Annotated in this window: 12 protein-coding genes; 6 read left to right on the forward strand and 6 right to left on the reverse strand. The window is 42.4% G+C overall.

Annotated elements, in window-relative coordinates:
• Positions 1–12: 12 nt before the first annotated feature.
• The gene (gene mtgA, locus FTV25_RS04685) at positions 13–687 is read right to left on the reverse strand and encodes a monofunctional biosynthetic peptidoglycan transglycosylase (protein WP_180002266.1); all 675 of its coding nucleotides are present in this window, start codon (positions 685–687) and stop codon (positions 13–15) included.
• 77 nt (positions 688–764) lie between these two features.
• Between mtgA and FTV25_RS04690 the strand changes: the two genes are divergently transcribed.
• Positions 765–1,595 carry a rhomboid family intramembrane serine protease gene (locus tag FTV25_RS04690; protein WP_180002265.1) on the forward strand — a complete coding sequence of 277 codons (831 nt, stop codon included), beginning with the start codon at positions 765–767 and terminating at the stop codon, positions 1,593–1,595.
• 3 nt (positions 1,596–1,598) lie between these two features.
• On the opposite strand, the gene FTV25_RS04695 is transcribed toward FTV25_RS04690, so the two are convergent.
• A complete protein-coding gene (locus tag FTV25_RS04695; protein WP_180009793.1) occupies positions 1,599–4,094 on the reverse strand; it encodes an ABC transporter permease in 2,496 nt (831 codons plus the stop codon).
• Between the two features lies 1 nt (position 4,095).
• Positions 4,096–4,821, reverse strand: a complete 726-nt coding sequence (locus FTV25_RS04700; RefSeq protein WP_180002263.1) for an ABC transporter ATP-binding protein — start codon at positions 4,819–4,821, stop codon at positions 4,096–4,098.
• Between the two features lie 11 nt (positions 4,822–4,832).
• Here FTV25_RS04700 and FTV25_RS04705 point away from each other — a divergent pair, with 11 nt between their 5' ends.
• Complete coding sequence (locus tag FTV25_RS04705) at positions 4,833–5,462, forward strand: arylesterase (RefSeq protein WP_179992124.1); 630 nt, start codon at positions 4,833–4,835, stop codon at positions 5,460–5,462.
• Between the two features lie 34 nt (positions 5,463–5,496).
• Here FTV25_RS04705 and FTV25_RS04710 read toward each other — a convergent pair whose 3' ends face one another.
• On the reverse strand, positions 5,497–6,111 hold the full coding sequence (locus FTV25_RS04710; protein ID WP_004783034.1) for a carbonic anhydrase: 615 nt from the start codon (positions 6,109–6,111) through the stop codon (positions 5,497–5,499).
• Positions 6,112–6,419: 308 nt separating this feature from the next.
• On the opposite strand from FTV25_RS04710, the gene FTV25_RS04715 reads away from it, so the two are divergent.
• Both FTV25_RS04715 and FTV25_RS04720 read left to right on the forward strand, forming a co-directional pair.
• On the forward strand, positions 6,420–7,457 hold the full coding sequence (locus FTV25_RS04715) for an alpha/beta fold hydrolase (protein WP_180002262.1): 1,038 nt from the start codon (positions 6,420–6,422) through the stop codon (positions 7,455–7,457).
• Positions 7,458–7,471: 14 nt separating this feature from the next.
• The gene (locus FTV25_RS04720; RefSeq protein ID WP_180002261.1) at positions 7,472–8,479 is read left to right on the forward strand and encodes a hypothetical protein; all 1,008 of its coding nucleotides are present in this window, start codon (positions 7,472–7,474) and stop codon (positions 8,477–8,479) included.
• 38 nt (positions 8,480–8,517) lie between these two features.
• Here the strand turns inward: FTV25_RS04720 and FTV25_RS04725 are convergent, their stop codons facing one another.
• Together FTV25_RS04725 and nfuA are read right to left on the reverse strand one after the other, a co-directional pair.
• Complete coding sequence (locus FTV25_RS04725) at positions 8,518–10,572, reverse strand: TonB-dependent receptor domain-containing protein (protein WP_257218909.1); 2,055 nt, start codon at positions 10,570–10,572, stop codon at positions 8,518–8,520.
• A 191-nt stretch (positions 10,573–10,763) separates the two neighbouring features.
• Positions 10,764–11,402 (reverse strand): Fe-S biogenesis protein NfuA, encoded by a 639-nt coding sequence (gene nfuA / locus FTV25_RS04730; protein ID WP_004783039.1) that lies wholly within the window; start codon positions 11,400–11,402, stop codon positions 10,764–10,766.
• Positions 11,403–11,560: 158 nt separating this feature from the next.
• Between nfuA and FTV25_RS04735 the strand changes: the two genes are divergently transcribed.
• Together FTV25_RS04735 and FTV25_RS04740 are read left to right on the forward strand one after the other, a co-directional pair.
• Positions 11,561–12,178, forward strand: coding sequence for a rhomboid family intramembrane serine protease (locus tag FTV25_RS04735; RefSeq protein ID WP_004783040.1), 618 nt, complete (start codon positions 11,561–11,563; stop codon positions 12,176–12,178).
• 113 nt (positions 12,179–12,291) lie between these two features.
• Positions 12,292–13,236 (forward strand): ABC transporter substrate-binding protein, encoded by a 945-nt coding sequence (locus FTV25_RS04740; protein WP_180002259.1) that lies wholly within the window; start codon positions 12,292–12,294, stop codon positions 13,234–13,236.
• Positions 13,237–13,390: the final 154 nt, after the last annotated feature.

Consider the following 13,390-nt stretch of genomic DNA (forward strand, 5'->3'; position numbering starts at 1 on the left):
TGATATTTTTATTTAAGGGATTTCAGCATAGCGCATATAACGCTGAATCATACGTTTACGTGCTTTTAGGGCTGATGCATTACGATGATCTTCAAAATATTTTGGATTGGTGAGAATCGCTGCCAGGAAGATGGCCTGATCACGAGTCAGGCTCTCTGCAGTCTTACCAAAATAATGTTTGGCTGCCGCTTCTGCTCCATAGATATTGTCTCCAAACTCAATCGAATTTAAATACACTTCCAGAATACGCTCTTTAGACCACATGCGTTCCATCATCCAGGTCGCGACAGCTTCCTGACCTTTACGCAGGAATGAACGCTTGTTGACGAGGAACAGGTTTTTAGCCAGCTGCTGGGAAATGGTTGACCCTCCTGCCACAACACGGCCTTCATTCTTGTTACGGCTGAGTGCAGTCTGAATACCATCCCAGTCAAAGCCATGATGGTGCATGAATTTTCCATCTTCTGCCGTCACTACCGCCTGCTTGAGATTGGTACTGATTTCATCATAAGGGCGCCACTGATGTTGAATGGGCTTGGAGGGTTCAATCCAATAATCGATCCGCATCATCATGGTGGTATTCACTGGATTGGTTCGCCACCAGGCTAAACTTGCAAAAATCCACAGTTGAACAAGTAGAATCACACTGACAATCACGAGAAGGGTGCGGGTCAGAAAGGCTTTCATGTCAGTGCGTTACTCCTGAAAATTCAATTTTTCGTGTTAAGCTTATTCGAAATATACAATCACAGCAAAAAAATAGCATGCCTGAATATTCTCCCCCAACAACACATCGCAAACTGGAAATGCAGCTCTGGTGGATGACCGCACTCCTGATCTGTATCAATGTCAGCCTGTTTGGCTGGCAGGTTCTGAATGGAATGGACATCACACAGCCAAGTTCTCCAGATGCCATTCGCTGGGGAGCAGATTATGCACCTTTAACGTATTTAGCGGAACCCATACGCCTGTTTAGTAGCATGTTTTTTCATTTTGGCTTAATTCACCTGATGTTGAATATGTGGGCACTGTATATTTTTGGTAGTGTCGCTGAACAAATTTTTGGCCGGATCTATTTTACAGGTCTTTATATTTGTGCCGGCCTGATGGGTAGTTTGCTCAGTGGCTATATGAGTATCCAGGACAGTTATGCCTTAATCGAAGGCGGTGTAGCCAATCCTGGCTTATTGCCGGGTGTTAGTGCGGGTGCTTCGGGTGCAGTCATGGGTCTCGGTGCCTCCCTGACTGTTCTATCTTTACTGCCAATGTTGCCCCGTCAGCCTTTTATTCTGGATAAAAAAACGCTCGTAATGATCATGGGCCTTAACCTGGCGATGGGCTTTATGATCAGCGGAATTAACAATGCCGCACATATTGGCGGCATGATCATGGGGGCCGGACTAACAGCGCTCTGGTATCTTGGTCAGAAAATGCAGCGTGGCCGTTTGGTCAGTCTGGTTGCCTTACTGCTCGGCGTCGCTGCCTGTATCGTGCTGTATCAATATAATCTGGCTTTGCTTGAACCGATCCGCCCACTCTGGCAAGAGATTTTACAAATGCTACAACAGCAGTTGGCCGATCAACCTGCGAAATGAATCTTATTGATTCATCTCACGCAGGCTTTGTAAAGGTGGAATCTCGGAAAGATAACTCAGACGATAACGCCCGATCAGGGTACATAATACAGTCATAAACACAGGCAGGATAATCCAGATTTCCCAATGAGGCTGGATGATCAGATCCATCTTATAGCTGGCAATGGCGCTGATCACTTCTGCAAACAGACATGAAACAATACCGGCGAATAGTCCGATAAAACCGATTTCCAGACTCATCATGGTTTTCAGCTTCTGTTTGGAACTACCAAAAGACCGGAGCAAAGCCACTTCACGTTTACGTTCATCCATGAGCAGGTTTAGACAGGCCATCAGTACCAGAAAACCGGATACACTGACCAGCACAGCCAGAATGGTAATGATCTGTACCAGCACATTCACAATTCGTTTGATTTCTTCCAGAATCAGGCTGACATCAATAAATACCGTATTCGAAAAACGCTGAACCAGATTCACCAGTTTATCTTTGTCTGTTTCCGGTACATAGAAGCTGCCCAGATAACTGCCCGCATTGGCATCCATAGTATTCGGTGCAAAGATAAAGAAGAAGTTTGGACTAAAACTCTCCCACTCTACCGTTCTGAGATTCACCACTTTGGCTTCGAGTATGCCTTCAGGCAGGCTAAAGCTGAGCTTATCTCCCAGTTTGATGCCCAGCTCTTGTGCAGTATTGGCTTCGACCGAAACCTCACCCGGCTGTTTCAATCCTGCCTCCCCCTGAACAATCACATTATCCTGAGGATAGCGATCCGACTGGGTCAGATTCAGTTCACGTCTTAAGGTATTACTCTTTTTGACCAGTTCAGCAGCAAAAGGATGATCATTTTTCGCTACCAGGCGCCCGCGAATATTGGGATAAAGCGGCGTGCTTTTCCAGCCATTCTGTTCTAACTGAGCTTTTAAGTCAGGCATATCAAAAGGCGGCAGACCATAGACAAACTGGTTGGGTGTCCCTTCCGGCAACTGTTGCTGCCATCGATCAAGTAAATCTGTACGCAGTACAGCCAGCACACTAATCAAACTGAGTCCTAAAGCTAAGGCAGTAATCTGTAAAGCGGTCTGATACGGTGTCCGTACATAGGCAGACAGATTGAATTTCAGATTACGCAGCAGTTTTAAAATACTCCAGACCGTAAAATACAGAACAGCACAAAGCAGAATAATGGCCCCAATCACCCAAGCTGTCAGCACGATATTTTCCGTTAAAATCACACTGAAAATAATCAGACTTAAGGTTCCGGTCAGTAACATCCACAACATCGAATGGACGGATTTTTCCTGCTGACGAATGACCCGAATTGGGGGAGTATTTAACAGCTGAAACAAACTCGGCATGACAAAGCCCAATAACACCACAGCACTGGTTAGCATGGCAATTGGCAATGGTCCCAGCAGCATCGCCGTAGCAGAAAACTCAAGCTGCAAGTTTGGAATCAGCTGTAGCATGAGTTGCAGCAAGCCATAACCCAATGCAACACCTATCACGCTACCAATCAACATGGCGATTAAAAGTACTAAACCCAGCAAAGCCAGATAAGCGGCTAGAATCTGATTTTTGGTCGCGCCAATACAACGCATCAGGGCAATATGATCCTGGTTCTGCTGTACATAACGTTGTGCGGTTAAAGCAATGGCAATCCCGCATAATAAAATGGTGAGAATATTCGCCAGTTGCAGAAAAGTATCCAGATTGGCAATTGGTTTCATTAAACGGGTATTGCCTTCGCTGGGATTACGCAAGCGCAGACTGACCTGCTGTTCCAGTTCTTGTCCCTCAACCTCAACATCTGCTTCATCTGAAGTCCCTTTTTCAGATTTTATCTTCTGCTTGAACCAGGTTTCATATTGCCGGGTATCAGCTGGATTACCCGCCATTAATAAGCGGTAATCAATCCGGCTACCGACCTGAATCGCATTGGTGCGCGCCACTTCTGACTGAGCAATAATCACAGTCGGTGAAAAGCCAGAAAAACCCAGCTCCTGATTCGAATCCTGCTCGATTTTTGCAGTAACCTTAAATTTGGCATCGGCGATATTCAGTTCATCACCTAGTTTGACCTTGAGCAGATCCATGGCCCGTGAACTCAGCCAGATTTCCCCCGCTTGGATTTTATCTGCTGCAGGCTGAACCCGTAGCTCTCCTCGTAAAGGAAAAGCCTGATCAATGGCCTTAACATTGACCATGACAAACTGATCATTGGTATAAGCCATCGTACTGAAAAATGTGACTTCAGACTGCTGTAAATCCAGTTGCCTGGCCTGATCATGCCATTCCCGGGCTAGCGGCTCATTATCAGAAAGTACCAAATCTCCCGCCAGCATTTCAGCTGCCTGTAAAGCAACCGCGTTCTGAATCTGCTCATTACTGAACTTGAGTGCCGTTGTGGCACTAATGGCTAAGGTCAATGCGATGATTAGCAGATAAATCCCTGTCGTATTAAAACTTTGTCTGAGTAAAGGACGAAACAGATGCTGCATATCAGCCTCCACTCGCATGTTCAATCAGCTGACCATTGACCAGTTCAAAATGACGCTGGCATTGTTGGGCTAGATCAGGATCATGGGTAACCAGAACCAGCGTGGTGCCTAATTCGCGATTTAACTGAAAGAGCAGCTGTTCAATTTCCTGAGCGGTTTCCCCATCCAGATTACCTGTCGGTTCATCAGCAAATATGATTTTGGGTTCACCGACCAATGCGCGGGCAATGGCGACACGTTGCTGCTCCCCACCCGACAGTACTTTTGGTGTTTGCTGAGCCTGACGGTCTAATCCGACCTTTTGTAGCAATGCCAGCGCCTTTTGTTCGGCATCACTATATTTAAAATCTAGCTGTAAACGTAAAGGCAGCATGACATTTTCAAGCGCAGTAAGATGAGGTAAAAGCTGGAAAGACTGAAATACAAAGCCAATATTTTTTAGCCGGACTAAAGCACGCTGTTCTTCATTCAAGTTCGATACCAGCTCTCCACAAACCGTTAACTGCCCGGAACTAGCCTGATCTAAAGTGGCCAAAATGCCCAGTAAAGTTGACTTTCCTGAACCTGAACGCCCAGTAATGGCGACCTGTTCTCCAGTCAAAATTTCCAGCGAAAGATCTTCAAAAATAGTCAGTTGTTTTTGTGAAAGTTGTATCTTTTGTGTCAATTTCTGGGCAGAAATAATCGCTTGTGGCATGATGGTCGAATCGTTGCTGCTTTGAATCATACGTGTCCTATATGAAAGATCTAAATCAGAAAAATCGTGTATTGCCTTGCCTGGTATTCTTTGGACTGTGCCTGATTCCTTTTAGTCTGTCGGCAAAGACCATTATGATTGTGGGTGACAGTATAAGTGCTGGTTATGGCATGCAACCACAGCAAGGTTGGGTACATTTATTACAAAAGCGTTTGGACCAACACTATCCGAAACAGCATAAAGTGGTCAATGCAAGTGTGAGCGGTGAAACCACCAGTGGTGCCTTGGCAAGGCTGCCGAAACTGCTACAGACGCACCGTCCAGATATTGTGGTGATTGAGCTTGGCGGGAATGATGGCCTGCGTGGACAGCCACCCCAAATGATTCAAAAAAATTTAGCAGCTCTGGTACAACAAAGTCAGAAAGCCAAGGCGAATGTGGTTGTTTTTGGAATGAAAATGCCACCAAATTATGGCCAGGCATATAGTAAGGCTTTTGAAAATAACTATAAGGTGGTCAGTCAGCAGTATAAGGTCAAACTACTACCCTTCTTTATGCAAGGCGTCGCTGGTAATAAAAGTCTGATGCAACAGGATCAGATTCATCCCAACACCAAAGCCCAGACTATTTTATTAAATAATGCTTATCCTTATATTAAAGGCGCCCTCTAAGGCGCCTTTAACTAAATCAAATCTTGAAATTTACTTAGAAGTCGAAGAACGTCACTTCACCGGTTTCAAGTGAATATTCTGCACCAATCACCTGTAATTTACCTTTAGCAATCAGGCTTTCTAGAACTGCAGAACCATGACGTAATTGATTTACTGAAGCAAATACATTGGAACGGACTGCATGTTTAGATAGTTTATTCAGGTCATCTTTCAGTTCAGTCTGCATTAGAATTTCAACTGATGGACGTACACGGTTCACGATTGACATCAGATTTGCAGATGGCGGCGTTGCTGGATTGGTTAATGCTTCAATTGTTGAATGAATAGCGCCACAATGTGTATGACCCAAGACAATTACAATCGGACAGCCAAAACTTTCTGCTGCGAATTCGACACTGCCGACTTGAGACGGTGCAACAATATTACCTGCTACCCGAATGACAAACAGATCACCTAGCCCTTGGTCAAAGACCATTTCTGCGGGTACACGTGAATCTGAACATCCTAAAACAATAGCAAATGGTTCCTGACTTTCTGCCATCTCAGCACGTTGCTGATGCGATAATAATTTTAAATGCTGCGTTTCACCATTGACAAAGCGCTGGTTACCCTTTTTAAGACGATCTATAGCTTCCTGAGCTGTGAGCATTCTTTTTTACCATCGATGTTTTTAGTGGGAATATCTTACTGCTAGATTTTTTGAATGTCACTTGCAAAAAAAATTAGCTGTAAAATTTTTAGCGCTTTGATGATTTCTTGTTCTGATAATTTTTCTGTGAAGTTCATCACGTTTTTTGGGCAGTTTTTCTGCTCAAGCTAATAATTAACAGATGTACAATATTAAGGAATGCTTTAAAATAAGTGAAAGATTACGATTTGATTCATCTATAAATTGCAAATCGATAACACGGAAGTATTTTGAGCGTTTTTGCTCAGTTTTTTCAGGGGACAGTGCTAATGAAGAAAATAATAAAATTGCGCTCAAAAATTATCTATTCCACTTTAGTCGCTCTGGGTCTTAGCCTATCTAGCCTGAGCCATAGCCAATATCTGTTTACGCCGCCGAAAGCCAAGTCTGCCGAAGTTTTACAGCTGTATCTGAGCCAGCAACGCATCCAGGCGGGTCTACAATCCAAAACCTTAAAAATCGGTGATGTGACTTGGAGTTATAGCGAAGGCGGGGCAAAAAACAAACCCTCGATTATCCTGATTCATGGACTGGCAGGTACACGCGACAACTGGAATCGTGTCGCCCAGTTTTTGACACCTTATTATCATGTCATCATTCCGGATTTGCCGAGCAATGGCGATACCCGGGTTCCAGCAGATTTTGATTTGTCTGTACCCAATGTCACTTCGCAATTACGTACTTTTGTCGAAACCTTGAAGATTGAAAAAAATCTGCATGTCGCTGGCCATTCTCTAGGCGGTTCAATTGCGACAGTTTATGCATCCCAATACCCTTTCGATACCCAAAGCCTGTTTCTAGTAAATAGTGCCGGCATCTATAAAATGGGCAATACGCCTTATACCAAAGACCCACATGCGCTCAAAGATCTGATTGTCAGTAAACCGGGCGATCTGGAAGATGTCTCCAAACAGCTGATGCAGAATCCACCAGCGATGCCTTACCAGTTAAGACATGCGCAGGAAAAACTGTTGATTGCCCGTTCGGAACAAACCAGCAAATCGATTGATCAGGTGGTAATGCTCAACCGGCTGTATACGCCTGATACCTTTGCCCGTCTGACCCGTACAGTGGAAGCCCCGACTTTAATTTTATGGGGAAAACAGGATCGAATTATTAATGTCGAAGTGGTGAAAGAGCTATATTCTTTATTGAAACGTGCTGAAACTCCGGTAATTTTAAATAATGTTGGTCATATGCCGATTCTGGAAGCAGAGAAACAGGTTGCCCAACATTATTTGCCTTTCCTGGCCAAGACACAGACCCTAAAAAATCCACTTGCTGATAAACTCATTCCTTTCAATTAAGTTTCAGAGAAGTTATGCAGAAACACCCGATGATTGAGCAGTTGATTGATGCTCAACTTGATTTTCTTGATCAGGTATTTTCTCAATCTGAAACCATTCAAAGCGAGTTTCATGAGTTTTATCTCTGGTTGCGCAAGCAGACCCTAAAAGATCTGTGGAGCTGTGAACTGATCAATCAGCTGCTACAAAAGCAGATTCTGGATACTGCTGCCAGTTCTTTTCTAATTGAGCAGATTGCCGAACATATCCGTTTTGCACTGGTCCATCCGGCCAATGATACAACTAAAATCGCTGATGTCATTCCGGTACTGACCATTGATAAAATTGCACAATATGTGGCCAGCAAAAGTGGTCATCGTCAGCGCCTGATCAAAGCGGTGGTGAATAATCCTGCTTTTTCAGCCATGATTACGCAACTGATCCAACATTCGATTCAGGATTATCTGGATAATTCTGTGATTGCCAAGAGTGTTCCGGGCGTTTCCCGCTTCATGAAAATGGGCAAATCTGTTCTGGAAAATGTTACGGATTCCAGTCTGGACAATACAGTTGCCCGTTATTTGCAAAAAAATATTTTAAAACTCAGCCAAATGAGTGAGCATGTGCTGAACCAGCACTTTGATGATGACAAGCTATACCATTTTCAGGCCAATCTCTGGCATAAGATCAAAGACATGCCGCTGTCCGTGCTCAAGAACTATATTGAAACCCAGGATCTGAACCAGACGGTAAGTTTGGGGCACGAAATCTGGGATCATATGCGCCAGACGGAATATATGCAGCAGCAACTGCATGACGGGATTTATACCTGGTATGTACGCAATCAGGAACATACATTTGATCAGTTATTGCGTGATCTAAATATTGATGAAGCATTGATTCAACATGAATTGAATGAATTGCTGACACCGATTATTCAGCAGATGATTCATCAGGGCTATTTGCGTGAACGTGCCCGTGCCTATCTGGCAAAATTCTATTATACTGAAAATACCTTAAAAATTTTAAAGATTGAAGACTAAAAAAAGCCGCTAGAAAGCGGCTTTTTCATATCTATGAATTAGAATTTGATATTCATACCCACGGTGTATCTACGACCATCAAGTACAATGTCATAATCGCCATTGGTAATTTCTTTATTTGCAATGTTATAAATACCAGCGGTCAACCTTAAGTTATCTGTCGCTTTAAAGACTGCACCGGCATCAAAAGTACCATATCCCGGTGTCCCATTATCCATAGAAGTACGGCTTAAATAATCACTGGTTTTGCCACGGTAATTATAGTCCATCCAGGTCGTCCAGGTATCTGAAACATCATAATCCAGACCGACATTCAGCATATGTTTTGGCATTTTATTTAAAGGCTGGCCTTTAAATTCGCCACTTTTTTGCTCAGTTTTTGTATAAGTATAACTTGTACTCGCGTGAAGATTATCCAGTACATCATAGTCTAATGTGAATTCAGCACCTTTCATTTCTGCATCGGAAACGTTTTTCATTTGGCTAACAAATCGATATGGCTTGCCATTTGCCGAACATTTCCATTCTTCTACAGGAGAACTATTTGTTGTTCCTGGCGTGTCACATAAACGATCTTCAACAATTTTATCTTTAAAATCAGATTTAAAGACCATTAAACTGCTTGTTAAACCAAGTTCAGGAGCCGAATAGTTAAATCCGAATTCATAGCTCGTACTTTTTTCTGGAGACAAATCAGGGTTACCAATGATGACAGCACTGCCTTTTCCTGTTCTGCTACCAAAACCTTCTGAAATTTGGCTAATCGTTGGTTGTTTATAGCCTGTACTTACACCACCTTTCAAAGTTAAAGCATCAGTTAAATGATAAACACCATAGACGCGCGGTGTAATTTCACCACCAAAGTATTCATCTTTATTGTAGCGGGCGCCCACAGTTAAAGCGAAATCATCGGTAATGCTCCACTCATTTTCTGCATATAAGGCAAATAACCAACGGTCGAGTGAAGTGACCCCAGTAATATCGGCTAGACCATTTGTGGTATCAGTGATTTTTTCTTTTTGATATTGACCACCCACTGTTAATGCATGGTTACCCAAAAAGAATGAGCCTTGTGTATTAAAGACTTTTAATTCTTCATTTTTTTCGTCAGCAACGACACCACTATAAACTTTTTTAGTTGTCTCATCTTGATAGTATGAATCAAGGGTAAAATTATCGTAACGTGCTTTATGCGTTAAGGTATATAGATTTTTCTCATTTTCATTGATAGAGGCTTGAGTGGCAACATCCACACTTTTACCCAGTGTTGTAGTGTACTGCTGCCCTGTAAAATCATATCTCAAACCAATATCGTTATGTTCATCGACATTCCAAACCAGTTCAGTACCGAGCTTTCTCACTTTCTTCTCAGACTCACTTGAACCAGATTTTTGCCCTTCTCCACCGACAAAGTCACTTTCGTCATTCCCCTGGAAGTTACCATCTATACTTAAAGATAATTTATCTTGAATTAATGGGCCTGTGACATACATGCTGACGCCATAACTATCATTTGCATAATCATTATCAGACTTCGTATATTCAGGAGAAATACTTCCATACCAATTACTAGCAGACGCTTTTTTAGTAATAATATTAATTACACCACCCATAGCATCTGAACCATAAAGTGATGACATTGGACCACGTACGACTTCGATACGTTCAATCATGTTAATTGGTGGTAAATATGCACCAATTTTCCCACCGTCTGTGCCATTACCATTCACTGCCCTACCGGCGCTAATTGGTCTGCCATCAACAAGGTATTTCGTATAGGTTGCACCCATACCTCGGATTGTAATCTCTTTATTATTGCCGCCACCTTGCACAGAGACGCCTGGCATATTTTTTACAGCATCAATTACATCTGTATATGATTTTTTTTGTAATTCTTCCGCGGTAATGACTGAAATAGAAGCGGGTGCATCTGCAATATTTTGTTCAAAACCGCCCGCTGTGGTTACCACAATGGTCTGCAATTTAGTAGTTTCAGTCTGTAATGCTGTTTTTTGTTCTTCAGTTACCTGGTCTTGTGCTTGTACTGAAGCAGCCCATGTTGAAAGTACCGCAAAAGCTAAAGTCGATTTCATAAACGGCTTACTCATATTCGAAGGTGCCCCAAAAGTTGATTTATGAAGAAATATTGCTGGAATTGTGACGCATTGTATCAAATGTAACTATAAATACAATTAGTATTGATAATTATTATCATTATTAAATCTAGATAAAAAAATACCCCGAGCATTCGAGGTATTTCTTTCAAGCTAATTTTATTAGAGACTTATTTGAAATAAGCACCTTCAGCTTGGGTATGGTCAGTCTGGTCAACCACACGTGCCAATTCAGGAATATGCTGTTTCAAGGTTGTTTCAACGCCTTGTTTTAAAGTCACATCAATTGCTGAACAGCCCTGGCAACCACCACCAAACTTAAGAACTGCAGTTAAGCCATGCTCAGGATCTTCAACCACTTCAACCAGTGCACAGTTACCACCGTGACCTGCCAGACCCGGGTTAATTTCTGACTGAAGCACATAGGTAATACGCTCTTCTACAGAGGCATCAGGACCGACGCGTGGCACTTTAGAGTTTGGTGCACGGAAAGTCAGCTGACCACCAAAACGGTCTTTATTGTAGTCAATAACTGCATCTAGCAAGTATGGAATTGACGGAGAGTCAATATAGGCCGGAAAATCTGGATATTCCTGCTTATAGTCTGTAGGTACAACCTCATCAGGTGCACTATAAGCCATGCAACATTCAGCGCGCGGTGTACCCGGATTTTCTACAAACACACGTACGCCAATACCTGGTGTATTCTGTTTGTCCAATAGATCCTTTAAATACTCTTGTGCTGTCGGTGTAATCAAAAGATTTGGAATTTCTTCTGCAACCGGAGTGTTGCTGTTCTCAGTCGACATAACAATAATTTCCTCAAGCTGAAGCTGCTATTTTAACTGAAGATGCGGGGTAATTATAAAAATTCAACCAAAATTGTCGGATTTATTATAAAAGTCGCACTTTAGATTTGTTTTAATGGCATGATCATTGTCAAATAGATAGAACCAGAATTACTTATATGCTTGATTTACCTTTTAATCATACTGTCACTATTATTCTGATCACCTGTATTGTTTCTTTTATTGCTTTTTCAAAAGAAACGGTAATGAATCGTCTGATTTTCTGGCCGCCTGCCATGCAACGTGGTCAATATGACCGTTTCATTACCCATGGTTTTATCCATGCAGATGGCACGCATTTACTGTTCAATATGATCACGCTGTTCTTTTTCGGCAGCATTATTGAAAGTTTTTATCGCCAGTATTTATATGATCTGGGCTTTATCCTGTTTTATCTAGGTGGTCTGGTTGCAGCGATTCTGCCAAGTTATCTGAAACATAAAAATGATGCGCGCTGGGCCAGCTTGGGTGCTTCCGGTGCAGTATCCGCGGTTCTGTTCGCTTATATTCTGTTTGAACCATGGAAGCTGATTTTCGTGTTCTTTATTCCAGTCCCTGCGATTATTTTTGCTGTTTTATATGTAGCGTATAGCATCTGGTCGGGCAAACGTGGCAACAGCAATATTAACCACAGTGCCCATCTTTGGGGTGCAGCTTATGGTGTGGTGATGACGATTATTCTAGAGCCACGACTTATTCCGCATTTCCTGAATAAATTGACTCAAATCCCCTTCTAAAGTTTTGAATGATTAAGGGATAGCAAATATCCCTTTTTTAATCATTCACATATGAAAATGATTTTCATTTCTACCAATTATGCTAATCTTGTCGCGAATTTAGAGGAATAAACATGAAATTTAAGACTTTAGCATTTGCCACAATATTAGGACTGACGACTTCCTTTACAGTTTCTGCACAGGTCACTTTCGAGTATAAAGACCAAAATATTCAACTCAAAAAAAACCCGAAAAAGATCGCAGTATATGACCTTTCGGCACTGGATATCTTGAATACACTAGGGCTTGAAGCTCAGCTGGTGCCTTCTGCAAGCTTTGCAGGCAACTTAAGCAAATACCAGCAGGACAAATTCACCAAAGCTGGTTCTCTGTTTGAACCGGATCTCAATGTACTAAAAGCTGCTAAACCCGACCTGATTATTGTCGGTGGCCGTTCGGCTTCTAAAGCCGAGGCTGTTAAAGGTATTGCTCCGACTTTAGACCTTTCTCCAGATACTAGCCAATATATTGTCGATCTGACGGAACGTACCCATGTCTTGGCTCGTGCATTTGGTAAAGAGAAAATTGCTACTGAAAAGCTCGGTAAAATTGCAACGCTGCAGCAACAGCTTAAAAAGCAAACTGAAGACAAAACTGCACTGATGTTGTTTGCGGTTGGTGAAAACTTTATGCCACATGCAGAAAATGACCGTTTTGGCTTTGTTTATGAATTAGCAGGTTTTAAACCAGTCTTGGATCCATCTGAACAGTCTAATGCACCACGTCCAGAAGCCGGCTCTCCGGAAGCATTGAAAGCAGCGGAGAAAAATGTTCAGCGTATTACAGCAGCCGTTGAGAAGAATCCGGATTACATCATTATCCTGGATCGTGGTGCAGTGAATACCCAGAAATATACCGCTCAGGATAATATTCAGAAACACCTTGCCCTAAAAAATGCCAAAGCCTTGGCAGAGAAAAAAGTGATCTATGTGAATGCTGATGCCTGGTACATCACTGGTGCAGGTTTGGACAATACCGCTTTCATGCTGGAAGAACTCATTAAAGGCACAGCGAATTAATTTTTAACCCATTACTAAAAAGGAAGCTTCAAGCTTCCTTTTTATTTGAAACATCTAGTAATAAATTAAGACCCAAGACTGGAATTTAATGCCAACTCAGGAAGCAACTTAGCAGCGATAATGTATACATCTGTATATTAATTGCTGTAAATCG

The organism is Acinetobacter sp. YH12249 (assembly GCF_013417475.1).
Classification (GTDB): domain Bacteria; phylum Pseudomonadota; class Gammaproteobacteria; order Pseudomonadales; family Moraxellaceae; genus Acinetobacter.

Bases quoted from the DNA above. Each gene is read 5' to 3' on its own strand.
- FTV25_RS04740 (WP_180002259.1), top strand. From the start codon at position 12,292: ATGAAATTTAAGACTTTAGCATTTGCCACAATATTAGGACTGACGACT.
- FTV25_RS04715 (WP_180002262.1), top strand. From the start codon at position 6,420: ATGAAGAAAATAATAAAATTGCGCTCAAAAATTATCTATTCCACTTTA.
- FTV25_RS04725 (WP_257218909.1), bottom strand. From the start codon at position 10,572: ATGAAATCGACTTTAGCTTTTGCGGTACTTTCAACATGGGCTGCTTCA.
- FTV25_RS04705 (WP_179992124.1), top strand. From the start codon at position 4,833: ATGAAAGATCTAAATCAGAAAAATCGTGTATTGCCTTGCCTGGTATTC.
- nfuA (WP_004783039.1), bottom strand. From the start codon at position 11,402: ATGTCGACTGAGAACAGCAACACTCCGGTTGCAGAAGAAATTCCAAAT.
- FTV25_RS04700 (WP_180002263.1), bottom strand. From the start codon at position 4,821: ATGATTCAAAGCAGCAACGATTCGACCATCATGCCACAAGCGATTATT.
- mtgA (WP_180002266.1), bottom strand. From the start codon at position 687: ATGAAAGCCTTTCTGACCCGCACCCTTCTCGTGATTGTCAGTGTGATT.
- FTV25_RS04690 (WP_180002265.1), top strand. From the start codon at position 765: ATGCCTGAATATTCTCCCCCAACAACACATCGCAAACTGGAAATGCAG.
- FTV25_RS04735 (WP_004783040.1), top strand. From the start codon at position 11,561: ATGCTTGATTTACCTTTTAATCATACTGTCACTATTATTCTGATCACC.
- FTV25_RS04695 (WP_180009793.1), bottom strand. From the start codon at position 4,094: ATGCAGCATCTGTTTCGTCCTTTACTCAGACAAAGTTTTAATACGACA.
- FTV25_RS04710 (WP_004783034.1), bottom strand. From the start codon at position 6,111: ATGCTCACAGCTCAGGAAGCTATAGATCGTCTTAAAAAGGGTAACCAG.
- FTV25_RS04720 (WP_180002261.1), top strand. From the start codon at position 7,472: ATGCAGAAACACCCGATGATTGAGCAGTTGATTGATGCTCAACTTGAT.